The 1,414-nt window shown below is 40.7% G+C and carries 2 protein-coding genes; both read right to left on the reverse strand.

Annotated elements, in window-relative coordinates; translation table 11 throughout:
* Positions 1-212 precede the first annotated feature (212 nt).
* Entirely contained in the window at positions 213-695 is a 483-nt protein-coding gene (locus L3V37_RS24005) for a MazG-related protein (protein ID WP_042769992.1), read from the reverse strand.
* A gap of 169 nt (positions 696-864) precedes the next feature.
* The gene (locus L3V37_RS24015; RefSeq protein ID WP_017636213.1) at positions 865-1,266 is read right to left on the reverse strand and encodes an HIT family protein; all 402 of its coding nucleotides are present in this window, start codon (positions 1,264-1,266) and stop codon (positions 865-867) included.
* Between the last annotated feature and the right edge of the window lie 148 nt (positions 1,267-1,414).

Consider the following 1,414-nt stretch of genomic DNA (forward strand, 5'->3'; position numbering starts at 1 on the left):
GAACGGCAATATGCCACTAGACACATTACAAGAATTCGATACTCAAATAATTGAAGTTGTTGGCAAATCCATAATTTTTATATGGGGAAAGCCTAACGCCGCATTAAGGTGTGAGCAACGCTACCACTAAACCTAACCCATTGCACCGTAGCCACAAAACCTAACCTTGAACTGATAATGCCAAGCGTTGGGAATCACTCTTAAATGCTTTGTTATGGCGCTGAACTCAAAGTTAGCTCTTGTATATCAATTTGGTCTACTTCCCTACCCAATATTCGCTTGTACTCGACTAAACGATGAACTGGGATGACTGGCAACTCGATACCTTGATATTCTTTAATAACTGATTCTGAAAAGTAGATTTCAAGCTGATGCCAAGAGCCATCTTGACGTGATTGTATCTTCGTATGTTGAGACAAACCGATTTCAATTTTTTGACTTTGGTAAACCAACTGGAAATACTCTAAATCCCAACCATATTCGGCATAATGAGCTAACGGCTTTGATATGTATTTTGCTACATGCGATAACACCTTGTCTGCGTCAGAGTTATGAATATAAAGATCTATATCTGCGATTTCCCGACTACCACCATGAATGGTTGCCGCTAACCCACCGACTATTTGATACTCCACATCCTCTGCATCCAAGATTTCTTTGAGCCACTGCAAGGCTACTTTAACTTTATCACTCATCTAGTTCCCTTAGCTGAATTTTGCCCTGCGCCATAACGCCTTGTTAAGGTGTGAGGCACGCAATACCGAAGCTTCTGCATACCACCTTAACCACTAAAACCAACGCATAGTCAAAATGCCACGCGTGCCGAATCACTCTTGAACAATTTGTTAGCATATTTTTCAATGCTCATAGTTCTTTAAGTGATTCTCTTAGTTTATCCATAGTTTGAATTCCAAGTTCACTACTAACCCAACCGTACTGGTCGCCATGGAACCTAGGGAAAATATGCAAATGGTAGTGATCGAGCTCGTTGAAATGAGGTGCCTCTCCATTGTTTTGCATAAAGCCGATACCATCGGGATTGAACTTAGCTTCTATACGTTTATATAAATCTCTTGCAACGTCGGTGATCTCTAAAAACACAGACTCAGGCAGGTCGATGAAAGTACGATATTGAGTCTTAGGACAGATTAAAATATGTCCAAAGTTGATTGGGTCATGATCTGCAAAAGCTATAACTTGGTCAGATTCATACACGATGACCGAGTCAATTTCACGATTAACAATTTGTTCGACTATCGTAGTCATCTGAACTCCTATCAAAGTATGCTAACGCCTTGTTAAGGTGTGAGGCACGCAATACCGAAGCTGCCGCATACCACCTTAATCACTAAAACCAACGCATAGTAAAAATGCCACGCGTGCCGAATCACTCTTGAACAATTTGTTATACGAT

Origin of the sequence: Vibrio sp. D54, from assembly GCF_021728075.1 — a bacterium.
Taxonomy (GTDB): Bacteria; Pseudomonadota; Gammaproteobacteria; order Enterobacterales; family Vibrionaceae; genus Vibrio; species Vibrio alginolyticus.

What these genes read in the sequence shown, in the direction of transcription:
- L3V37_RS24005 (WP_042769992.1), bottom strand. Translation starts at nt 695, where the DNA reads ATGAGTGATAAAGTTAAAGTAGCCTTGCAGTGGCTCAAAGAAATCTTG.
- L3V37_RS24015 (WP_017636213.1), bottom strand. Translation starts at nt 1,266, where the DNA reads ATGACTACGATAGTCGAACAAATTGTTAATCGTGAAATTGACTCGGTC.